The 19,870-nt window shown below is 72.3% G+C and carries 19 protein-coding genes; 4 read left to right on the top strand and 15 right to left on the bottom strand.

Annotation, left to right across the window (positions count from 1 at the left end):
- Positions 1 to 5: 5 nt before the first annotated feature.
- Positions 6 to 371: a VOC family protein gene (locus ABZZ04_RS06790; protein WP_356931107.1), complete on the bottom strand. Its 366-nt coding sequence runs from the start codon at positions 369 to 371 to the stop codon at positions 6 to 8.
- Positions 371 to 1,165, bottom strand: a complete 795-nt coding sequence (locus ABZZ04_RS06795) for a trans-aconitate 2-methyltransferase (RefSeq protein WP_356931108.1) — start codon at positions 1,163 to 1,165, stop codon at positions 371 to 373. Before ABZZ04_RS06795 ends, ABZZ04_RS06790 begins: the two co-directional genes overlap by 1 nt.
- Positions 1,166 to 1,284: 119 nt before the next feature.
- Between ABZZ04_RS06795 and ABZZ04_RS06800 the strand changes: the two genes are divergently transcribed.
- Positions 1,285 to 1,782 (top strand): MarR family transcriptional regulator, encoded by a 498-nt coding sequence (locus tag ABZZ04_RS06800; protein WP_148836520.1) that lies wholly within the window; start codon positions 1,285 to 1,287, stop codon positions 1,780 to 1,782.
- Here the strand turns inward: ABZZ04_RS06800 and ABZZ04_RS06805 are convergent.
- From ABZZ04_RS06805 to ABZZ04_RS06825, 5 genes are all read right to left on the bottom strand, one after another.
- A complete protein-coding gene (locus tag ABZZ04_RS06805) occupies positions 1,741 to 2,523 on the bottom strand; it encodes a response regulator transcription factor (protein WP_356931272.1) in 783 nt (260 codons plus the stop codon). The genes ABZZ04_RS06800 and ABZZ04_RS06805 overlap by 42 nt on opposite strands.
- Before the next feature lie 307 nt (positions 2,524 to 2,830).
- A complete protein-coding gene (gene galK, locus ABZZ04_RS06810; RefSeq protein ID WP_356931109.1) occupies positions 2,831 to 4,018 on the bottom strand; it encodes a galactokinase in 1,188 nt (395 codons plus the stop codon).
- Entirely contained in the window at positions 4,015 to 4,995 is a 981-nt protein-coding gene (gene galE, locus ABZZ04_RS06815) for a UDP-glucose 4-epimerase GalE (RefSeq protein WP_356931110.1), read from the bottom strand. The genes galK and galE overlap by 4 nt, the downstream gene beginning before the upstream one ends.
- Positions 4,992 to 6,035, bottom strand: a complete 1,044-nt coding sequence (gene galT, locus ABZZ04_RS06820) for a galactose-1-phosphate uridylyltransferase (RefSeq protein WP_356931111.1) — start codon at positions 6,033 to 6,035, stop codon at positions 4,992 to 4,994. Before galT ends, galE begins: the two co-directional genes overlap by 4 nt.
- Positions 6,036 to 6,258: 223 nt before the next feature.
- A complete protein-coding gene (locus tag ABZZ04_RS06825; RefSeq protein ID WP_356931112.1) occupies positions 6,259 to 6,951 on the bottom strand; it encodes a LuxR C-terminal-related transcriptional regulator in 693 nt (230 codons plus the stop codon).
- Positions 6,952 to 7,206: 255 nt separating this feature from the next.
- On the opposite strand from ABZZ04_RS06825, the gene ABZZ04_RS06830 reads away from it, so the two are divergent.
- On the top strand, positions 7,207 to 7,653 hold the full coding sequence (locus ABZZ04_RS06830; protein ID WP_356931113.1) for a hypothetical protein: 447 nt from the start codon (positions 7,207 to 7,209) through the stop codon (positions 7,651 to 7,653).
- A 76-nt stretch (positions 7,654 to 7,729) separates the two neighbouring features.
- On the opposite strand, the gene ABZZ04_RS06835 is transcribed toward ABZZ04_RS06830, so the two are convergent.
- From ABZZ04_RS06835 to ABZZ04_RS06850, 4 genes are all read right to left on the bottom strand, one after another.
- Positions 7,730 to 9,718 carry a PQQ-binding-like beta-propeller repeat protein gene (locus ABZZ04_RS06835; RefSeq protein WP_356931114.1) on the bottom strand — a complete coding sequence of 663 codons (1,989 nt, stop codon included), beginning with the start codon at positions 9,716 to 9,718 and terminating at the stop codon, positions 7,730 to 7,732.
- Between the two features lie 132 nt (positions 9,719 to 9,850).
- Positions 9,851 to 11,665, bottom strand: coding sequence for a PQQ-binding-like beta-propeller repeat protein (locus ABZZ04_RS06840; protein WP_356931115.1), 1,815 nt, complete (start codon positions 11,663 to 11,665; stop codon positions 9,851 to 9,853).
- Between the two features lie 299 nt (positions 11,666 to 11,964).
- Positions 11,965 to 13,833 (bottom strand): PQQ-binding-like beta-propeller repeat protein, encoded by a 1,869-nt coding sequence (locus ABZZ04_RS06845; RefSeq protein ID WP_356931116.1) that lies wholly within the window; start codon positions 13,831 to 13,833, stop codon positions 11,965 to 11,967.
- Positions 13,834 to 13,971: 138 nt separating this feature from the next.
- Positions 13,972 to 15,792, bottom strand: coding sequence for an ABC-F family ATP-binding cassette domain-containing protein (locus ABZZ04_RS06850; RefSeq protein WP_356931117.1), 1,821 nt, complete (start codon positions 15,790 to 15,792; stop codon positions 13,972 to 13,974).
- Between the two features lie 149 nt (positions 15,793 to 15,941).
- On the opposite strand from ABZZ04_RS06850, the gene ABZZ04_RS06855 reads away from it, so the two are divergent.
- On the top strand, positions 15,942 to 16,193 hold the full coding sequence (locus tag ABZZ04_RS06855) for a type II toxin-antitoxin system prevent-host-death family antitoxin (protein ID WP_356931118.1): 252 nt from the start codon (positions 15,942 to 15,944) through the stop codon (positions 16,191 to 16,193).
- Positions 16,190 to 16,450, top strand: coding sequence for a Txe/YoeB family addiction module toxin (locus ABZZ04_RS06860; RefSeq protein ID WP_356931119.1), 261 nt, complete (start codon positions 16,190 to 16,192; stop codon positions 16,448 to 16,450). The genes ABZZ04_RS06855 and ABZZ04_RS06860 overlap by 4 nt, the downstream gene beginning before the upstream one ends.
- Positions 16,451 to 16,461: 11 nt before the next feature.
- Here ABZZ04_RS06860 and ABZZ04_RS06865 read toward each other — a convergent pair whose 3' ends face one another.
- The 4 genes from ABZZ04_RS06865 to ABZZ04_RS06880 all read right to left on the bottom strand — a co-directional run bounded on the left by ABZZ04_RS06865 (position 16,462) and on the right by ABZZ04_RS06880 (position 19,712).
- On the bottom strand, positions 16,462 to 17,361 hold the full coding sequence (locus ABZZ04_RS06865; protein ID WP_356931120.1) for a 4-(cytidine 5'-diphospho)-2-C-methyl-D-erythritol kinase: 900 nt from the start codon (positions 17,359 to 17,361) through the stop codon (positions 16,462 to 16,464).
- Complete coding sequence (rsmA, locus tag ABZZ04_RS06870) at positions 17,358 to 18,248, bottom strand: 16S rRNA (adenine(1518)-N(6)/adenine(1519)-N(6))-dimethyltransferase RsmA (protein ID WP_356931121.1); 891 nt, start codon at positions 18,246 to 18,248, stop codon at positions 17,358 to 17,360. Before rsmA ends, ABZZ04_RS06865 begins: the two co-directional genes overlap by 4 nt.
- A 39-nt stretch (positions 18,249 to 18,287) precedes the next feature.
- Positions 18,288 to 19,154: a TatD family hydrolase gene (locus ABZZ04_RS06875; RefSeq protein WP_356931122.1), complete on the bottom strand. Its 867-nt coding sequence runs from the start codon at positions 19,152 to 19,154 to the stop codon at positions 18,288 to 18,290.
- A gap of 144 nt (positions 19,155 to 19,298) precedes the next feature.
- Positions 19,299 to 19,712 carry a hypothetical protein gene (locus ABZZ04_RS06880; RefSeq protein ID WP_356931123.1) on the bottom strand — a complete coding sequence of 138 codons (414 nt, stop codon included), beginning with the start codon at positions 19,710 to 19,712 and terminating at the stop codon, positions 19,299 to 19,301.
- Positions 19,713 to 19,870 lie beyond the last annotated feature (158 nt).

Genomic DNA, 19,870 nt, shown 5'->3' on the forward strand with positions numbered 1-19,870 from the left:
GGAGGTCACCCGTCCGTCGGTTCCAGGAACTCCAGGCGGTTGCCCACCGGGTCGTGGCTGTAGAAGCGCCGGTGGCCGGGCAGGTCGCCGTCCCAGTGGACCTCGGCGCCCCGTTCCTCCAGTCGGGCCGCGAACGCCTCGATGTCCGTGACGCGCAGTCCGGGGTGGGCCTTCCTCGCGGGGCGGAAGTCCTGTTCGACGCCGATGTGGAGCTGGACCGGTCCGGCGCCGAACCAGCAGCCGCCGCGGGCCGCGAGCACCGGTGGCTTGGGGATCTCCGTCATGCCGAGGACGCCCGCGTAGTACGCGCGCAGGGCGTCCTCCGAGCCCTGCGGGGCGGCGAGCTGTACGTGGTCGAGGGCGGCGATCATCACTTCTCCCTGTGGGCGACGGCGAAGATCCGGCGGAACGGGAGGACCGTGCCGTGCGGGCCGGCCGGGTAGGCGGCGCGCAGCAGGTCGCGGTACTCGGTGAGGAACGCCTCGCGGGCGTCGGGGTCGTCGGCGAGGGCGGTCAGGACGGGGCGCAGGCCGGTGCCCTTGACCCAGTCGAGCACCGGGTCCTCGCCGTGCAGCAGGTGCAGGTACGTGGTCTCCCAGACGTCCGCCGTGACGCCGGGGCCGGTCAGGGCGTCGAGGTAGGCGGCGGGGGCGAGGACCGCGTCGGCGTGGCGGAGCGTGCCGCCCAGGCGGTCGCGCCAGCGCGGGGAGTCGGCGAGCTCCCGCATCAGGACGTGGGTGGGCTGGTCGAAGTTGCCGGGGACCTGGAGGGCGAACGTCCCGCCGGGGGTGATCGCGTCCAGCCAGTCGGGGAAGCGGGCGACGTGGTCCGGCACCCACTGGAGCAGGGCGTTGGAGACGATCAGGTCGTACGGCTCGTCGGGGGTCCAGGTCGTGGCGTCGGCCTCGGCGAAGTCGAGGAGGGGGCCGGCGTGGGCCCCGGCCCGTTCGAGCATCTGCGGGGAGTTGTCGTAGCCGGTGACGCGGGCCCGGGGCCAGCGGTCGGCGAGGAGCGCGGTGACGTTCCCCGCTCCGCAGCCGAGGTCGGCGATCCGGGGCGCGGGAGCGGGCGGGTCGGGGATCCGGGCCAGGAGGTCGTGGAAGGGGCGGGTGCGGTGGTCCGCGTGGCGCAGGTACTGCCGCGGGTCCCAGGTGGGTGAGGTCATGGCAGTCAGGATCACGCCACAACTCTCTTGATGTCAAGACACTTGATTTCGAGAAACTCGATTACGAGAGACTCGGTTTCAAGAGACTTCATGTCGACAGACCCTCTACACTGATCCACATGGAGGACGAGGTCGACCGATTGGTCGCTGCATGGCGCCGGGAGCGCCCCGACCTCGACGTGGAACCACTCGAGGTGCTCAGTCGCGTCTCCCGCCTGGCCCGTCATCTGGACCGGGCCCGCCGGATCGCCTTTTCCGAGCACGATCTCGAACCGTGGGAGTTCGACGTGCTGACCTCCCTGCGCCGCGCCGGCGCCCCCTATCAGCTCTCCCCCGGCCAGTTGCTCACCCAGACCCTGGTCACCTCCGGCACGATGACCAACCGCATCGACCGGCTCACCAAGAAGAATCTCGTCGAGCGGCTCCCCGACCCTAACGACCGCCGCGGCGTGCTCGTCCGGCTCACCGCCGAGGGGCGCGACAAGGCCGACCAGTCGCTGGCCGGCCTGCTCGCCCAGGAGCGCGCCATCCTGAGCGAGCTCTCCACCCGGCAGCGGGGCGAACTGGCGGGCCTGCTACGCCAGTTGACCGCTCCGTTCGACAACATCCCCGGTTAGCGCCGGGGCCGTCTCGGCCGGTCCCACGCCCGCCCGCCGGGCCAGCGCGACGGCGGCCAGCGTGGAGTGCACGCCCAGCTTCCCCAGGACGTTCTGCATATGGGTGCGGACCGTGTGCGGGGAGAGGAACAGCCGCTCCGCCACCGCCTTGCGCCCCAGCCCCGCCACCATGCAGCGCAGCACCTCGCGCTCGCGCGGGGTCAGCGACTCGACCAGCCGCTCGCTCTCGGTGCGGTGCTTGCGCGCCGCGGTCAGCTCCTTCAGCACGCCCGTGAGCAGGGCGGGGGGCAGATGCGTCTCGCCCCGCAGCACGCCGCGCACGACCGCCAGCAGCCGTTGTAACGAGCAGTCCTTGGCGACCCAGCCCGAGGCCCCGGCCTGGAGGGCCAGCGCGGCCCGGTGCGGGTCGTCCCTCTCGGCGAGCACCACCGTGCGCACCGCGGGCCGGGCGATGTGGACCCCGGCGACCAGGGAGAGGCCGTCCACCGGGGCGTTCTCCCCGCCGTTCGGCACCGGGACGGGCGCGGGCCGGACTCCCGGGGCGAGCGCGCCCAGTTCGGCGTCGACCAGCACCACGTCGTAGCCGCGGCCCTCCGCGGTGGCCCGTTCCAGGCAGCGCAGGGCGGCGGGGCCGCTGCCCGCGGCCGCCACGTCGACGTCGGGCTCGGCCGTGAGCGCCGCCGCGAGCGATTCGGCGAAAATTCGGTGGTCGTCCACCACGAGAACCCGGATACGAACCACAGGCACCCCCATGCCACGTCTGTTCCCGGGCCGCTCCCGGGCCCTTTCGAAGGGACAGATCAGTACGGGTACGGTGCCCGGTTCGGGGAGTTGGACCGCAGTCCCACGGCCGCCGCCGTGTTGTCGACTGCCACCCGCCCCGGGCGCCGTACCCGACTGTCTCGTACCCCTGAATCAGCACCGGCCCCCACCGGTGCTGTGCATCAGAGTAAGGCCGACGGGCCCCGACGGAAGGCAATTCGCAGAACTGGCCGGTGTCGTTCGGGTGTTCGGGGGTGACCTGTGTGGCGTGAGGGGTGCGTGAGGTTCAGACGAGACGGCGGGCGCCCGCCGAGGGCACCGCCGGGAAGATGCCCGGCGCGGTGTGTCCCGCCGCGGCGAACGCCTCCCGCACGGCGTCGGCGACCGCGTCCGCACGGTCCTCCTCCACCAGCACGATCGCCGAGCCGCCGAAGCCGCCGCCGGTCATCCGGGCGCCGAGCGCACCGGCCCCGACCGCCGCCGACACCGCCAGGTCCAGTTCGGTGCAGGAGACCCGCAGGTCGTCCCGGAGCGAGACGTGCCCGGCGTCGAGGACCGGGCCCACGGCCCGCACGTCACCGGCGTCGAGCAGCGCGATGACCCGCTCGACCCGCTCGTTGTCGCTGACCACATGGCGCACGTAGCGCACCACGGACTCGTCCGCGCCGGAATCGGCCAGGGTGTCCAGGGCCTCGGCGAGGCCCTCGTACGGCAGCTCGCGCAGCGTCCGCAGGCCGAGCGCCGCGGCCCCGGCCTCGCAGCCGGCCCGTCGTTCGGCGTAGGCGCCGTCGCCGAGTTCGTGCTTGACCCGGGTGTCGACCACCAGCAGCCGCAGCCCGTGGGCGGGCAGGTCGAAGGGGACCTGGCGCCGGGTGAGGTCGCGGGTGTCGAGGTGCAGGGCGTGGCCCTCGGTGCAGCAGGCGGACGCCATCTGGTCCATGACCCCGCACGGCACGCCGACGAAGACGTTCTCGGCGCGCTGGCCGAGCACCGCCAGCTCCGGTGCGGTGAGGCCGAGCCCGAACAGGTCGTTCAGGGCGAACGCGGTGACGGTCTCCAGCGCGGCGGAGGAGGACAGTCCGGCGCCGGTGGGGACGGTGGAGGTCAGCTGGATGTCCGCGCCGGTGACCCGGTGTCCCGCCTCGCGCAGCGCCCAGACGACCCCGGCCGGGTACGCGGCCCAGCCGTGCCCCTGTCCCGGGGCCAGTTCGTCGACCCGGAGCCGGACGACGCCGCCGGGCACGTCGGTGGAGTGGAGCCGCAGTTCGCCGTCGGTGCGGCGGGCCACGGCCGCGCGTGCGGTGTGCGGCAGCGCGAGCGGCATCACGAAGCCGTCGTTGAAGTCGGTGTACTCGCCGATCAGGTTGACCCGGCCGGGGGCGGCCCAGATCCCCTCGGGCTCCCTGCCGTACAACTCGACGAAGGAGGCGGCCAACTCGGCGGAGGAGGCGGCCGGTTCGCTGTTCCCGGTCATGATGCGGCGGTTTCCTCTCGGCGGGCGAACGCCCAGGCGTCGGCGACGATTCCGGTCAGGTCGGGGCGGGAGGGGGTCCAGCCGAGCCGCTTCCTGGCGGTGTCGGCGGAGGCGACCAGCACGGCGGGGTCGCCGGCCCGGCGCGGGGCCACGACCTCCGGGACGGGGTGGCCGGTGACCTCGCGGACCGTCTCGACCACCTCGCGGACGGAGAACCCGTTGCCGTTGCCGAGGTTGCAGATCAGGTGCTCGCCCGCGGTGGCGGCGTCCAGGGCCAGCAGGTGGGCCTCGGCGAGGTCGGCGACGTGGATGTAGTCGCGGACGCAGGTGCCGTCGGGGGTCGGGTAGTCGTCGCCGTACACGGAGATCGACTCGCGCCGGCCGAGGGCGACCTGGAGGACCAGCGGGATCAGGTGCGACTCGGGGTCGTGCCGTTCCCCACAACTGCCGTACGCGCCGGCCACGTTGAAGTAGCGCAGCGAGACCGCGGCCAGGCCGTGCGCGGCCGCCTCACCGGTGATCATGTGGTCGACGGCGAGCTTGGTGGCGCCGTAGGGGTTGGTGGGCGCGGTGGCGTCCGACTCGGTGATGGGGGTGGTGGCCGGTTCCCCGTAGGTGGCGGCGGTGGAGGAGAAGACCAGGGTGCGCACCCCGGCGTCGCGCATCGCGGCGAGCAGTGCGACGGACCCGGCGACGTTGTTCACCCAGTACTTCTCCGGGTCCGCGACGGACTCGCCGACCTGGGAGTACGCGGCGAAGTGCAGCACCCCGTCGTAGGAGGCGTCCAGCCACTTCGCGGCGTCCTGGATGCGGCCCTCGACGAACTCGGCCCCGGCCGGGACGCCTTCCCTGAACCCGGTCGACAGGTCGTCGAGGACGGTGACCGCGTGGCCGGCCTCCAGCAGGTGCTGGGCCACCACGCTGCCGACGTATCCCGCACCGCCGGTGACCAGGTATTTCTTCTGGGGCTTGCTCACTGGCTGGCTACCTCTCGCAGTCGCTGGGCCGCGGCCTCCGGCGGCACGTCGTTGATGAACACGTTCATGCCGGACTCGGAACCCGCGAGGAACTTCAGCTTGCCGGAGGTGCGTCGGATGGTGAAAAGCTCCAGATGGAGCCCGAACTCCTCCCGCCCGGGGACCCCGAACGGGGCCTGGTGCCAGGCCGCGATGTACGGGGTCGGCGGCTCTCCGGGGCCGAAGATCCGGTCGAATCGCCTCAAGAGTTCCAGATAAACCTGTGGGAATTCCGTGCGTGCCGCCTCGTCGAGTTCCCGCAGGTCGGGGACGCGGCGGCGGGGGTGGAGGTGGACCTCGTACGGCCAGTGCGCCGCGTACGGCACGAAGGCGATCCAGTGCTCGGCCTCGATGACGATCCGCGAGCCGTCCTTCTCCTCCCGGGCCACGACGTCGTCGAAGAGGTTGCCCCCGGTCTCGGCGCGGTGGGCGGCCATCGAGCGGAACATCAGCTCGGTGCGCGGGGTGACGAAGGGGTAGCCGTAGATCTGGCCGTGCGGGTGGCCGAGCGTGACGCCGATCTCGGCGCCCCGGTTCTCGAAGCAGAACACCTGCTGCACCTGCGGGAGTTCGGCGAGTTCGGCGGTGCGGTCGGTCCAGGCCTCCAGGACCAGGGCGGCCTGTTCCTCGGTGAGGTCGGCGAACGAGGCGTCGTGGTCGGAGGTGAAGCAGACGACCTCGCAGCGGCCGGAGTCGCCGGCGAGCGAGGGGAACCGGTTCTCGAAGACGGCGACGTCGTAGTCCGCCTCGGGGATCTCGCTCAGCCTGCCGTCCTGCGAGGGGCAGAGCGGGCACTCGTCGGCCGGCGGGTGGTAGGTGCGCCCCTGGCGGTGCGAGGCGATGGCGACGCTGTCCCCGAGGAACGGGTCGCGGCGGATCTCGGACGAGGTCGACACGGGGTCCAGGGGGCGCCGGTCGACGGCCTCGCGCACCGTGTCGTCGCGGCTGTCGTAGTAGATCAGCTCCCGGCCGTCGGCGAGCGTCGTGACCGTCTTCTTCACCAGATTCCTCCAAACATAACCGAACACAATGAACCACAAACCAACAGGTGCGTCAATGAGTGGTCGGCGCCGGGCAACTGCGGACAGCTGCGGGCAATCGCGGGCGGACATGTGCCGGGCACGGCGCGCCTGTGCGGTTCGGAGTTCGGAGTTTGTTCGTTCCTGAGGAAGCGGAAGCAGGCCCGGGAAGGACGGCTCGGGGGAGCAGCGGTCCGGGGACGGCTCAGGGGAGCAGCGGGTCCGGCCGGCCGTCCGGTGCCGCGCGGTCCAGCAGTCCGGTACGGGCCGCGAGCGCCGCGGCCTCCAGCCGGGAGCCGACGCCCAGCTTCATCAGCACCCGCTGCACGTGCGTGCGCGCGGTGCTCGGCGCGATCCGCATCCCGGCCGCGATCCGGCGGGTGTCCTCGCCCTCGGCGATCCGCATCAGGACCTCGACCTCGCGCGGGGTGAGCAGCCGCAGCAGCCGCTGCCCCTCGTCGTCCGGCGCGGCGGCGGGGTTGAGCAGTTCGGCGAAGGCGCTCCGGAGGAGCTGCGGCGCCACCGCCGCCTCGCCGGCCCGCGCCTTGGCCATGGCCCGCTCGACGCCCTCCATGCGTTCGTCGTGGCGGACGTACCCCGCGGCGCCCGCGGCGAAGGCCGCCGCGATCCCCCGGGGGCTGGGCACCGGGCCGAGCACCACGACGGCCACCTGCGGGCGTTCGCGCCGGATGCGCACGATCGGGTCGAAGGCGCCGGGTTCGGCGGGGGTCGCGGTGCCGAACAGGCAGACCTCCGGGGCCCTGCTGACCACCAGTTCCGCCGCTCCCGCCGTCGGCGCGGCCGCCGCGAGGACCCGGTGGCCCCGCAGTTTCAGCGCCGAGGCGAGTGCCTCGGCGAGCAGTCTGTGGTCGTCGACCACCATGAGCCGCACGCCCATCGAACACACCCCCGTAGCCACCGGTCGCACCGGGCCCCCCGGCCTTCCTGCCCCGGCAAGCTACACGCTTGTTCGACGTCGCGGGCCTCTTACCGGCCAAAAGGCTCCGGATCGCCGACTCCCCTTACGTTCGGGACCGATTGATGGTGTGCCATGTCCGAACGGGCCCCGTTGTAATCTGCCTGCCGACCATTGCGGACCGATAGTTTTCCGCCAATCGTCGTGGCCTGTTCATCGGAAAACCCGGAGCAACCCATGCGCCTGAAGAAGACCCTGCTCGTCGCCGCGGCCGCGTGCGCCGCGCTCGCGGCCCCCGTGTTCACCGGGAACGCGGCGGCCGCCACCAACACCGTCACCACCTCCAGCGTGGAGACGTCGTGGGGCTACGCCTATGTGAAGGCCCAGTGGCGGCTCAACCCCTACCAGCTCAACCCGCTGTACATGTCCGTGAAGGACACGGCCGCCGACGGCCACTCGGTCGGCGTCCGGCTGATCACCAAGGGGGACGCCGGTACCCACTACTTCCCGCTGCACCGGGTCTCCACGGGCAACGGGACCGGCTGGGCCGGGGACAGTTACGCCAACCCCGGCGGCTGGATCGCCTCGGCCTGGATCGAGCTCTGCAGGATGGAGGGGACCACGGTCCTGTCCTGCGTCTCGTCCAAGGTCATGTACGCGCCGTTCGACGACTCCAACGCCTGATCAGGGGCTCCCGGGACGCACGAGGGGGTGGTGCCCGTCCTGCGGGCACCACCCCCTCGTCCGTGCGGCCGGCCGCTCAGCCCCGGCCGAAAGCGACCACCAGGCGGCGGTCCTCGTCCAGCGAGCCGTGCGGCTTGCTGACCATCATGCTCGACAGGTACAGGCGCCCGTCGTTGTAGAGGAACTCGGAGTAGTCCGGCGTGAAGCTGGTCTCCGCGTCACGGATCGACTCGTCGCTCGGGTTCTCCATCAGCACCGTCTGCTTGAACGTGCCGCCGTCGATGGAGACGACCTGGCCGCCCTTGTCGTACGGGGGCACCCGGTACGCGATGATGTTGCCGCCGTCCATGCGGATCGGGAACATCGTGTAGCGGTCGCCCGCGTCGGCGCGGTCACCGGTCGGCTTGCCGGTCTTGAGGTCGAAGGAGACGATCTCGTTGGTGTCGCCGTACTCGCCGGTGCCCTCGTGGTCCTCGGTCGGCACGTAGATGCGGTTGTTGCCGACGGCGAGCTGGCTGCAGCTCTCGACCTTGGTGGAGGCGCAGCGCGCGGCGTACTTCTCGGCGTCCGCCGCGATCCGGGTGAGCAGCTTGCCGGTGGAGGCGTCGATGGAGAAGAAGTCCGAGATGCCGCTGCCGTCGCCGGCGGTGTCGCCGACGTCGGCCGCGACGACCAGCGGCTTGGTGGAGACGACGCTCGCGTAGTCGACGCCGGGCGGCATCTTGTACGAGGAGATCGGGGCCCCGTCGGCCGGGTTCAGCGCCTGGATGACGAGCTGCGGGTCGTCGTACGAGCCGCACTTGCGGACCGCCACGAGCGCCTCGCCGCCGCCGTACCCCTTGTCGTAGCAGCCGTCGGTGCTGGCCCTGGGCTTCCAGCGCTCGGCACCGGTCTTCAGGTCGAAGCCGGCGCCGCCCTCGGTGCCGCCCGCGGCGACCACGTCGCCGCTGACCGTGATCTCGTCGAACCTGACCGCCGCGTCACCGCTGGTGGCGGCGGTGATCGACTTGCTCCACAGCATCTTGCCGGTGCTCAGGTCGAGCGCGCCGACCTGGTTGCACGACGGGTACTTGGTCTGCTTGGTGGGCTTGCTCTCCTGGAAGGCGATCGCGGTCTTGTAGTCCTTGGTCATGTGCCGCGAGGCGGCGCAGAGCTGGCCCGCCAGCGGGATGGACCACAGCTTGGTGCCCTTGACCGGGTCGTAGCCGACGATCTCGTTCAGCCCGGTCTTCACGTACGCCTTGTCGGTCAGCCAGGAGCCGTCGACCCTGGTGACGTCGGTGACCTTCGGCAGCGGGAGCTGGAAGGCGACCTTGGACTTGGGGTCGTCCGGGGCCTTCTCCTTGCCGCCGCCCCCGAGGGCGCCGCCGTTCTCGGTGCCGCCCTTGCCGCCGGTGGTGCCGCCGGCCTGGGACGTCTTGTCCGTCTTGTCGTCGTCGCCGGAGGCGGCGTACCAGACGCCGCCGCCCACGATCAGCACCACGGCGACCGCTGCGGCGACGATGATCTGCATCTGGGTGGTGAACTTCTTGCCGCCGGTGCCGTTCTGCTGCGGCGGGTACGGCTGTTGCTGCTGCATCGGCGTGGTCGGGTAGCCGTAGCCCTGCTGCGGCGGCTGGCCGGGCGGCATGCCCTGCGGGAAGCCGTAGCCCTGCTGCGGCTGTCCGGGCACGGGCGCCTGCGGGTAGCCGTAGCCCTGCTGGGTCTGCGGGTAGCCGTACCCCTGCTGCGGGGCCCCGGTCTGCGGGTAGCCGTAGCCGGCCGGCGGCTGCGGGACACCGGGCTGCGCGGGCTGCGCGGGCTGCGTGGGCTGCCCGGCGGCGGGCGGCGGGGTCGGCGCGCCGAAGCCCCCGCCCGCGGGCGGCGGGGTGGGAGCACCGAAGCCCCCGCCCGCGGGCGGGGTGTCCGGCTGCTTGGCCAGCGGGTCGGCGGGCGGCTGAGCGGGAGCGCCGAACCCACCGGGCGGCGGGTCCTGCGGAGCACCGAACCCGCCCTGCGGCGGGTCCTGCGGGGCGCCGAATCCGCCCTGCGGCGGATCGTTGGGCGGCTGGGGCGGCTGCGTCATGGCGTGCGTACCTCGGGGGGAAAGGGAGTCGGTGGGTCGGGGCCGGCAGCGGTCGGTGGTGCTCCGGCCGCTGCCGGTCGTGAGGCGTCGGGTCCGACGGCTCGGTGTCGCCGTCGAGGGCTCGGTGAGCCGTCAGTTGCCGAAGGCCATCATGGTCTTCGTCTCCAGCTCTTCCTTGTCGTTCCTGGCGCTGACCCGGCCGCTCGCGATGAAGGAGCGGCCGTCCGCGTAGACGACCTTCGAGTTGTAGAAGGTGCTCTCGATCTCGGACGTCGACACGGGGTGCTGGAGCAGCATCTTCGGGGTGCCGCCGGTCGGCGCGAGGGTGGCGATCCCCCCGCCCTTGTTGAAGCCCGCCTCCACGTAGAGCAGCACGTTGCCGCCCTCCATGCGCAGCGGCTTCACCACGCGCTCGCTGGGGGCCGCGGCCTTCCACTTGGACTTGCCGGTGTTCAGGTCGAAGGCGACGACCTTGTTGGTGCGGGCGAGGCCGCTGGAGTCCGGAGCGGTGGCCATGTAGAAGGTGTTGGCGTCGGCGGCGACACCGGTGCAGCCGTCGAGGGACTTCCCGAAGATCGCGAAGGCGCTGCCGCAGTCCGGTGCGAACTTGTCGCCCTTGTCGCTGGTGATGCCGGTGCGGAGCTGCCCGTTCTCCTTCAGGGCGAGGATGCTCCACTCCTTTTCCTTCTTCAGGGAGACCACGAGCGGGGTGACCGAGTAGACCTTGTCGATCTCCCAGCCGCGCTTGGGCTGGTACGTCCACTTGGCCTTGCCGGTGGCCGGGTCCAGTTCCTGGATCTGGTGCTGCGGGTTGTCGACGTCGCCGGTGCGGCAGTTGGAGGCGGCGATCAGCTTGGGGCCGCCGGCGAAGGCGAACGGCTGGCAGTTGCCCGACTGCTTGCCGAACAGCTCCTTGCCGTCGCTGACCCGGTAGGCGTTGGAGTTGCCGGTGCGCCCGACCGTCACCGTGTCGCCGCTGATGGCGAGGGAGATGTCCGAGAGGAAGTCCCAGGTGCCGTTCTTCTTGATCGACTTCTTCCAGCCGGCCTTGCCGGTGTTGAGGTCGATCATCTGAAGGTCCGCGCAGTCGGCCTTGTCGGTGGTGCCGTTCTTGACGCCGATGACGATCTTGCCGTTGGCGGCGGGCTGGGCGGGTGCCGCGCACAGGTCGGCGGGCAGCTTCAGCGTCCACTTCTGCTTGCCGTCGCCGACGGAGTAGCCGGAGACCGTGCGGTACATGCCCTTGACGATCGTGTCACCGACCACCCAGGGGCCGCGGACGTCGGAGCCGTTGCGGGGCAGGTCGATGTCGTTCTTCTGGAGCCAGAGGACCTTCGCCTCGCCCTTCTTGCGGCCGGCGTTGAGGTCCTCGTCGCCGCCGCCGTCGCCGTCGCCGTTGCCGTTGCCCTCGTTCACGGAGGGCGAGCCGCTGGGCTCGGCGCCCTTGCTCTCCTGGGCGACGGGGTCCTTCTTCTTGTCGTCACCGCTCATGGCGAAGAAGATGCCGCCGCCGATCACCAGGAGCGCGACCGCCGCGGCACCGATGATGATCGCGGGCTTGCGCCTGGCACCGCCGCCGCCCGGCCCGCCGGGGGTCGGGGCGCCGGGGTACTGCTGCGGCTGGGCGTAGGGGCCGGGCTGCTGACCGTAGGGGCCGGGCTGCTGGGCGTACGGTCCCGGCTGCTGGGCGTACGGGCCGGGCTGCTGCTGGCCGTACGGTCCCGGCTGCTGACCGTAGGGGCCGGGCTGCTGGGCGTACGGTCCGGGCTGCTGGCCCGGCTGCTGCGGATAGCCGTAGCCGGGGGCCTGACCGGGCGCCTGCGGATGTCCGTAGCCGGGCTGGGGCGGCGTCTGCGGCGGACCCTGGGGCGGCTGCGGCGTTCCCTGCGGCTCCTGCGGCGCGCCGAAGCCGCCCTGCGGCGGTTGCTGGCTGGGCGGCTGGGTCATCAGCACGTCCCCCTTCGTGCGGTCCTGTGCCCGTTCCGATCTCCCCCGCGATCCCTCGGAGCCTCCGGGGCCAAAACCCCCGAACCCTTTGGAATGGAGCGAATCGGGCATGGATCCCGCGGCGTTGCGTCAGTCGAGCGGGCCTTCTTTGTACCACCCGCAACACCCGGGGCACCGGGTCGGTCCATTCCCTGTTCCCAAGGGAGAACCGCCCCGTAATGCCTCCGTTACGCCCCGGGGAACGCCGGGGAGCGTGCTTCCGACGCCCTGCCGCGCCCCGGCTCGTGCGCCCCGGCTCGTCAGTTGCCGTAGACCCCCATGGACTTGGCCTTCTCCTCGTCGCCGTCCTCGACGCCGCTGATGCTGGAGGACACGACGAAGGAGCGCCCGCCCGCGTAGGCGACCTTGGGCTCGAAGAGTTCCCGTTCGGCGCCGGCTCCCGACGCCGGGTGCCGCAGCACCGTCTGCGGGGTGCCGCCGGTCGGCGGGAGGGACATGATGCCGCCGCCCTTGCCCTGTGCCGCGCCCAGATGCATCAGCAGTCTGCCGCCCTCCACCCGCATCGGCATCAGGGTCTGCCCGGCCGGGGAGTCCGCCTTCCACTTGACCTTGCCGGTGGCCAGGTCGAAGGCGACGATCTTGTTGGCGGGGTCGACTCCGGACTCGGGCTCGGTCGCCATGTAGACGCCGTGCTCGTCGGCCGTCACGCCCAGGCAGCCGTCGAGGGCCTTGCCGGAGGTGAGGAAGTCGGTGTCGCACCGGGTCCGGTAGTTCGGGTCGTCACCGACCAGCTGGGAACGGTAGGTCCCGTTGTCGTTGAGCAGGAGGACGGCCCACTTCTCCTCCTCCGGCTTCCGCAGGGAGACGACCAGCGGACTGACCGAGTAGAACTGCGAGATCTCCCAGCCCTTCTTGACCTTGTAGGTCCACAGGACCTTGCCGGTGACCGGGTCGATCCGCTCGACCTGCTGTTCCTTGTGGTCGTCGGCCGCCGTCTGGCAGCTGGCCGCGGCGACCGCGACCGGGCCGCTCGCGAAGCCGAACGGCTGGCAGTTGCCCGGCAGTTCACCGAAGAGCACCTTGCCGTCGGAGACCCGGAAGGCGTCCGTCCTGGTCTTGCGCCCGACGGTCACGGTGTCCCCGTTGATCGCCATCGCGGGGTCGGAGAGTCCGTCCCAGGCGCCCACCCGCTTGTACTTCTTGTACCAGCCCGCCTTGCCGGTGTTGAGGTCGACCATCTGGAGCGCGTCGCAGGCCGCCTCGATGCCGCTGCCGCTCATGACGCCGAGGACGATCCTGCCGTCGGCGGTGGCCTGCGAGGGGGCCGCGCACATGGTCGACGGCAGCTTCAGCGCCCACTTCTGCCTGCCGTCGACGACGGAGTAGCCGGAGACCGTGCGGTACATCGCCTTCACGACGGTGTCGCCGACGATCCAGGGCCCGTACACGTCGGAGCCGTTGCGCGGCAGGTCGACGCCGCCCTCCTGGAGCCAGAGGGCCTTCGCCTCGCCGGGCTTCCGCTTGGCGTTGATCCCGGCGGCCTCCGCGCGCAGCGCGCTCGCGCGCTCGGCCGCGGTCTCTCCCTCGTCCTCGGCACCGGACTTGTCGTTCTTCCCGCCGCCCTTCCCGCCGGACGAGGAGCCCTGGTCGGCGCCGGTGCTCCCGTTCGCCCCGGACTTCTTCCCGTCGTCCCCGCCGACGGCCAGCCACACGCCGCCCCCGGCCAGCAGCACCACGGCGAGGACGGCACCGACGACCACTCCCCGCCTGCCCCGGAAGAACCCGCCGCCGTTCCCCGCCGGCCCTCCGGGCTGCCCCGGACCGCCGTACGGCGCGGTCTGCGTGGGGAGGTTGTACGGGCCCGGCTGCGTGGGCGCGTTGTACGGACCGGGCTGGGTCGGAGCGTTGTACGGACCGGGCTGCGTGGGCGCGTTGTACGGGCCGGGCTGCGCGGGGGCGTTGTACGGGCCCGGCTGCACGGGCGCGTTGTAGGGGCCGGGTTGTCCGGAGGTGCCGTACGGGCCGGGCTGCGCCGGGCCGTACCCCGGCCCGGGGGCCGGGGCCGGGGCCGGTGGTGCGGTGGGTGACGGCTGGTCCGACCCCGCCGGGGGCTCGTACGGAGCCCCGAAGCCTCCCTGCGGCGGTTGCTGGCCGGGCGGCTGGGTCATCGGCGCGTCCCCCTTGATGCTTCGTACGGACCGTCCGGCTGAGGTGCCGGGGCAAGGTTTCTTTCTACCACCCGCCCCACCAGCCCCAACGGCCACGTCGAAGCACGCCCCACCGGCCGCCCGGCAGGATCCCGACGGTCAGGCGTCCTCGGCCAGTTCGAGCCAGCGCATCTCCAACTCGTCGCGCTCGGCGACCAGTTCGCGCAGCTCCGCGTCGAGCTTCGCCACCTTCTCGAAGTCCGTGGCGTGCTCCGCGATCTGGGCGTGCAGCGTGGTCTCGCGCGTCGAGATCTTGTCGAGCTGCCGCTCGACCTTCTGGAGTTCCTTCTTCGCCGCGCGGGCGGCCTGCGGGGAGGGCGTCGCGGTGGCGGGGGCCTCCTTCTCCTTGGCCGGCGCGGGCGCGGCGGAGGGGGTCGCCGCCTCCTCGATGCGCTGCCTGCGCTCCAGGTACTCGTCGATCCCGCGCGGCAGCATCCGCAGCGTGCGGTCGCCGAGCAGTGCCATCACCCGGTCCGTGGTCCGCTCGATGAAGAACCGGTCGTGGGAGATCACGACCATCGACCCGGGCCAGCCGTCGAGGAGGTCCTCCAGCTGGGTCAGGGTCTCGATGTCCAGGTCGTTGGTGGGCTCGTCGAGGAAGAGGACGTTCGGCTCGTCCATCAACAGGCGCAGGATCTGGAGCCGTCGGCGCTCACCGCCCGAGAGGTCCCCGACCGGGGTCCACTGCTTCTCCTTCGTGAAGCCGAACTGCTCGCAGAGCTGGCCGGCGGTCATCTCCCGGCCCTTGCCGAGGTCGACCCGGTCGCGCACCTGCTGGACGGCCTCCAGGACCCGCAGGTTCGGGTCGAGCTCGGCGACGTCCTGGGAGAGGTAGGCCAGCCTGACCGTCTTGCCGACGACGATCTTCCCGGCGGCGGGCTGGACGTCGCCCTGGGTGCGGGACGCCTCGGCCAGCGCCCGCAGCAGCGAGGTCTTGCCCGCGCCGTTGACCCCGACCAGGCCGATCCGGTCGCCGGGGCCGAGCTGCCAGGTGAGGTGGGCGAGCAGCGTCTTGGGGCCGGCCTGGACGGTCACGTCCTCCAGGTCGAAGACGGTCTTGCCGAGCCGGGCGTTGGCGAACCTCATCAGCTCGCTGGTGTCGCGCGGCGGCGGCACGTCGGCGATCAGCTCGTTGGCCGCCTCGATGCGGTAGCGGGGCTTGGAGGTGCGGGCCGGGGCGCCGCGGCGCAGCCAGGCCAGCTCCTTGCGCATCAGGTTCTGCCGCTTGGCCTCCTCGGTCGCGGCGATCCGCTCCCGCTCGGCCCGGGCGAAGACGTAGTCGCTGTAGCCGCCCTCGTACTCGTGGACCGTGCCGCGCTGGACGTCCCACATGCGGGTGCAGACCTGGTCGAGGAACCAGCGGTCGTGGGTGACGCAGACGAGGGCGGAGCGGCGGGCCCGGAGGTGGCCGGCCAGCCAGGAGATGCCCTCGACGTCGAGGTGGTTGGTGGGCTCGTCGAGGACGATCAGGTCCTGTTCGGCGATGAGCAGCTTGGCCAGCGCGATGCGGCGCCGCTCGCCTCCGGAGAGCGGGCCGATGACGGTGTCCAGACCGTGCTCGAAGCCCGGCAGCGCGAGCCCGCCGAAGAGCCCGGTGAGGACGTCGCGGATCTTGGCGCTGCCCGCCCACTCGTGGTCGGCGAGGTCGCCGATCACCTCGTGGCGGATGGTCGCCTCCGGGTCGAGCGAGTCGTGCTGGGTGAGGACGCCCAGGCGCAGCCCGCCGCTGTGGGTGACGCGCCCACTGTCGGCCTCCTCCAGCCGGGCGAGCATCCGGATGAGGGTCGTCTTGCCGTCGCCGTTGCGGCCCACGACGCCGATCCGGTCCCCCTCGGAGACCCCGAGGGACACTCCGTCGAGCAGGGCACGGGTGCCGTACACCTTGCTGACCTGCTCGACATTGACCAGATTGACGGCCATTTCACTCCTGCCCCGTGGGATCGATCGACTTCCCAGGGTACGGGGCGGCGGACGGGGCTCCGCGCGACGGCCTTGCCGCCCGATGAGCCCGGATGTACGGTTTTCCGTACGTACAGGTTCCTGTACATCGGACATGCCGGGAGGCGAACATGCGCACCATGACCTACACGGAATCGCGCGCCAAGTACGCCGAGACCCTGAGCGCCGTCGTCGACGACCGCGAAGAGGTCATAGTGACGCGCGCCGGCCACGAGCCCGTGGTGATCGTGGCGCTCGACGAGTACGAGGCCATGAAGGAGACGGCCTACCTCTACCGCAGCCCGGAGAACGCGCGTCGCGTCCTGGCGGCGATCGACGAGCTGGAGAGCGGCGGCGGCACGGTGCGGGAGCTCGCCGAATGAAGTTCGTCTGGCACGAGTCCGCGTGGGCGGACTACGTGTGGTGGCAGGCCCAGGACCGGAAGATCCTCAAGCGGATCAACACCCTGCTCCAGGACGTCGCCCGCAACGGGAACGAGGGCATCGGCAAACCCGAGCCCCTGCGGCACGGTTTCCACGGGTACTGGTCGCGCAGGATCAGCGACGAGCACCGGCTCGTGTACCGCGTCGTCGAGGACGAGGTGCGCATCGCCTCGTGCCGCTACCACTACGGGCGGTAGCGGCACACCCGTCAGACGACCCGCGCGCCCGGCGCGGGCGACACCGCGGTGCGCGCCTTGCGGCACGTCCCGGATGCCGTCAGCGCGTCGGCGACCTTCCGGGCCGCCTCCTCGTCCGACACCAGGAACGCGGTGGTCGGGCCGGAGCCGGAGACCAGGGCGGCCAGGGCACCGGCCCCGGTGCCCGCGGCGAGGGTGTCGGCCAGCGAGGGGCGCAGGGAGAGCGCGGCGGGCTGGAGGTCGTTGCCCAGGGCGCCGGCGAGCGCGGTGGTGTCGCCGGAGCGCAGCGCGTCCAGGAGCGCCGGGGAGGCGACGGGGGCGGGTACGTCCGTGCCGGCGGTGAGCCGGTCGAACTCGCCGTAGACGGCCGGGGTGGAGAGTCCGCCGTCGGCGACCGCGAAGACCCAGTGGAAGGTGCCGCCGACCTCGATCGGGGTCAGCTTCTCGCCGCGCCCGGTACCGAGGGCGGCGCCACCGACCAGGCTGAACGGGACGTCGCTGCCCAGCCGCGCGCAGATGTCGAGCAGCTCGTCCCGGGTGGCGCCGGTGCCCCACAGTGCGTCGCAGGCCAGGAGCGCGGCGGCGCCGTCGGCGCTGCCGCCCGCCATGCCGCCCGCGACGGGGATGTCCTTGGCGATGTGGATGTGCACGTCGGGGGCGATGCCGTGCCGCTCGGCCAGCTCGATCGCGGCGCGGGCGGCGAGGTTCGTCGCGTCCAGCGGGACCTGGGCGGCGTCCGGGCCGGAGCAGGTGATCCGCAGCGCGTCGGCGGGGGCGACGGTGACCTCGTCGTACAGGCCGACGGCGAGGAAGACGTTGGCCAGGTCGTGGAAGCCGTCGGGGCGCGGGGCGCCGACGGCGAGCTGGACGTTGACCTTGGCGGGGACGCGGACGGTGACGGCCGTGCTCACGCGGCACCCCCGGTGGTGGCGTCGGTGGCCGGCTTGTTCTCGGCGATGGCCGCGAACTCCTCGACCGTCAGCGCCTCGCCGCGGGCCTGCGGCGAGATCCCGGCCGCGACCAGTGCGGCCTCGGCGGCCGGGGCGGAGCCCGCCCAGCCGGACAGGGCCGCCCGCAGCGTCTTGCGGCGCTGGGCGAAGGCCGCGTCGACCACCGCGAAGACCTCGGCCCGGCTCGCGCTCGTCGTGACCGGTTCCGTGCGGCGGACCAGCGACACCAGTCCGGAGTCGACGTTCGGGGCGGGCCAGAAGACGTTGCGCCCGATGGACCCGGCCCGCTTGACCTCCGCGTACCAGTTGGCCTTCACCGACGGCACGCCATAGACCTTGTTGCCCGGCCGGGCGGCCAGCCGGTCGGCCACCTCGGCCTGGACCATGACGAGGGTGCGCTCGATGGACGGGAAGCGCTCCAGCATCGTCAGCAGGACCGGCACGGCGACGTTGTACGGGAGGTTGGCGACCAGCGCGGTCGGCGCCGGGCCCGGCAGCTCCCGGACCAGCATCGCGTCGGAGTGCACCAGGGCGAAGCGGTCGGCGCGCTCCGGCATCCGGGCGGCGACGGTGGCCGGCAGCGCCGCCGCCAGCACGTCGTCGATCTCCACGGCGACGACCCGGTCCGCCGCCTCCAGCAGCGCCAGGGTCAGCGAGCCGAGCCCCGGGCCGACCTCGACGACGACGTCGTCCGGGCGGACCTCGGCCGTGCGGACGATCCGGCGGACCGTGTTGGCGTCGATGACGAAGTTCTGGCCGCGCTGCTTGGTCGGGCGCACGCCCAGCTTCGCGGCCAGCTCGCGGATGTCTGCGGGGCCCAGGAGGGCGTCGGGCTCAGTGGTACTCACCTGTAAAGCGTAAGGCGCCCCGCGTTTTGCTCCCGCCGCTCAGTAGTCGAAGGCCCGCGCGGTGTTGTCGGCGATCGCCGCCGCCAGGGTGTCCTCGTCCAGGCCCTTCACCTCGGCCATCGCGCGCAGTGTGACGGGGACGAGGTAGGGGGCGTTGGGCCGTCCCCGGTACGGGGCGGGGGTCAGGAACGGGGCGTCCGTCTCGACCAGCACCAGCTCCGTCGGCGCGACGGCCAGGGCGTCCCGCAGCGGCTGGGCGTTCTTGAAGGTGACGTTGCCCGCGAAGGACATGAAGTACCCGGCGTCCGCGCAGATCCGGGCCATGTCGGCGTCGCCGGAGTAGCAGTGGAAGACGGTCCGCTCGGGGGCGCCCGCGTCGGCGAGGACGCGCAGCACGTCCGCGTGCGCCTCGCGGTCGTGGATGACCAGCGCCTTGCCGTGCCGCTTGGCGATCTCGATGTGGGCCCGGAAGGACTCCTCCTGGGCGGCCATGCCCTCGGGACCGGTGCGGAAATGGTCGAGTCCGGTCTCGCCGACGCCGCGCACGTGGTCGAGGGAGGCCAGCGCGTCGATCTCCGCCAGCGCCTCGTGCAGCGCGGCCGTCCCGCCCGCCTCGCGCGCGCCCTGGCGCGACCAGCCGTCCGGGTCGCCGTGCACGATGCGCGGCGCCTCGTTGGGGTGGAGGGCGACGGCCGCGTGCACGGAGGCGTGCGCGGCGGCGGTCTCGGCGGCCCAGCGCGACCCGGCCACGTCGCAGCCCACCTGGATCACGGTGGTGACGTTCACCGCGGCGGCCCTGGCCAGGCCCTCCTCGACGGTGCCGTCCTGCATGTCCAGGTGGGTGTGCGAATCGGCGACCGGCACCCGGAGGGGTTCGGGCAGCGGCGGGGCTTCGGTACGGCTCATGCCGACGATCGTACGAGGACCGCGGGCCGTGCCAGGAACCGCGGCCGTACGGGGACCGCCGGGCGTACGCGGACCGTCGGCCGTGCGAGAACCGGCGGGCGTACGAGGGCCGACGGCCGTACGTCCGAAGCCCCCGCCGGTCGTCTATTTGCGGTGGAAGGGATGCAGCAGGTCGGACAGGCGCCAGTGGCGCCCCGCGTCCGAGGGTGCGGCGGTGGCGGCCCGGGCCCGTCGGGTGTCGGCCCTGCCCTGCCCGGTCGTGTCCGCCGGCACGGGCGGCATCGGCGGCCGGGACGGCTGGGGGCTGTGGAGCAGCTGCTGGACGGTCGAGACCCGCCCCGCCCGCATGATCCGGACCACGTGGCCGTCGCAGTTCAGGCAGGTGGGCCTGGAGAGGGGTGAGGGCACCCGCTCCCCGTCCGCCTTGTAGATGACGAAGTCGTTGTTGGAACCGTCGGTGTGGTGCTCTATCTGATAAGCCTGCTCCCACCCGTACCCGCACCTCATGCAGGCGAAGGCGTACGCCTCGTGCACGGTGGTCGCTGCGATCTCGCTCATGCCCTGCTCCTTTGTCCGCCGGACAAAGCACTCCGGAGAATGCGTCCCTGACCCAGTGGACGCCTTTACCGGCGGGAGCGCATCGGGCCCTGTCGAGTGTTGGAGCGGTTTTGGCCTTCTCGTGGCAGAAAGGGTCCGCGCGCGGCTCTCGCTTTGCC

The organism is Streptomyces sp. NPDC006435 (assembly GCF_040612315.1).
Taxonomy (GTDB): domain Bacteria; phylum Actinomycetota; class Actinomycetes; order Streptomycetales; family Streptomycetaceae; genus Streptomyces.

Excerpts from the sequence above, each read along its gene's own strand:
- ABZZ04_RS06790 (WP_356931107.1), bottom strand. The coding sequence starts at position 371 with ATGATCGCCGCCCTCGACCACGTACAGCTCGCCGCCCCGCAGGGCTCG.
- ABZZ04_RS06795 (WP_356931108.1), bottom strand. The coding sequence starts at position 1,165 with ATGACCTCACCCACCTGGGACCCGCGGCAGTACCTGCGCCACGCGGAC.
- ABZZ04_RS06800 (WP_148836520.1), top strand. The coding sequence starts at position 1,285 with ATGGAGGACGAGGTCGACCGATTGGTCGCTGCATGGCGCCGGGAGCGC.
- galK (WP_356931109.1), bottom strand. The coding sequence starts at position 4,018 with ATGACCGGGAACAGCGAACCGGCCGCCTCCTCCGCCGAGTTGGCCGCC.
- ABZZ04_RS06825 (WP_356931112.1), bottom strand. The coding sequence starts at position 6,951 with ATGGGCGTGCGGCTCATGGTGGTCGACGACCACAGACTGCTCGCCGAG.
- ABZZ04_RS06830 (WP_356931113.1), top strand. The coding sequence starts at position 7,207 with ATGCGCCTGAAGAAGACCCTGCTCGTCGCCGCGGCCGCGTGCGCCGCG.
- ABZZ04_RS06835 (WP_356931114.1), bottom strand. The coding sequence starts at position 9,718 with ATGACGCAGCCGCCCCAGCCGCCCAACGATCCGCCGCAGGGCGGATTC.
- ABZZ04_RS06840 (WP_356931115.1), bottom strand. The coding sequence starts at position 11,665 with ATGACCCAGCCGCCCAGCCAGCAACCGCCGCAGGGCGGCTTCGGCGCG.
- ABZZ04_RS06845 (WP_356931116.1), bottom strand. The coding sequence starts at position 13,833 with ATGACCCAGCCGCCCGGCCAGCAACCGCCGCAGGGAGGCTTCGGGGCT.
- ABZZ04_RS06850 (WP_356931117.1), bottom strand. The coding sequence starts at position 15,792 with ATGGCCGTCAATCTGGTCAATGTCGAGCAGGTCAGCAAGGTGTACGGC.
- ABZZ04_RS06855 (WP_356931118.1), top strand. The coding sequence starts at position 15,942 with ATGCGCACCATGACCTACACGGAATCGCGCGCCAAGTACGCCGAGACC.
- ABZZ04_RS06860 (WP_356931119.1), top strand. The coding sequence starts at position 16,190 with ATGAAGTTCGTCTGGCACGAGTCCGCGTGGGCGGACTACGTGTGGTGG.
- ABZZ04_RS06875 (WP_356931122.1), bottom strand. The coding sequence starts at position 19,154 with ATGAGCCGTACCGAAGCCCCGCCGCTGCCCGAACCCCTCCGGGTGCCG.
- ABZZ04_RS06880 (WP_356931123.1), bottom strand. The coding sequence starts at position 19,712 with ATGAGCGAGATCGCAGCGACCACCGTGCACGAGGCGTACGCCTTCGCC.